The 258-nt window shown below is 41.9% G+C and carries 1 protein-coding gene; it reads left to right on the top strand.

Annotated elements, in window-relative coordinates; translation table 11 throughout:
- The coding region (locus SB724_RS20840) for a hypothetical protein (RefSeq protein WP_410572856.1) at positions 1 to 258 on the top strand (258 nt) is incomplete at both ends.

Raw genomic sequence — 258 nt, 5'->3', positions numbered from 1 at the left:
GGCCTTTTCGGTCAGTCTGCGGAAAATGCTCAGGGCCTTAAGGGCGATATAAAGGGAATTACTGAAAAGACTGCGGGTGCTTTGGAGGGACAGATTAATGCCATGCGTATTATGCAGGCTGAAGCACTTAAACGTCAAAAGGATAGTATGGACATTCTACGTAACCAACTATTGGTGCAGGTTCAGATAGAGCAGAACACAAGACCTCTTAAAGGCATCTATGACGAGATAAAATCAATGAATTCAAAAATTAAAAAC

The sequence above is a fragment of the Bacillus sp. SIMBA_031 genome (assembly GCF_046535225.1).
In the GTDB taxonomy this organism is placed as follows: domain Bacteria; phylum Bacillota; class Bacilli; order Bacillales; family Bacillaceae; genus Bacillus; species Bacillus velezensis.
This window is presented reverse-complemented; position numbering and strand designations above follow the sequence as displayed.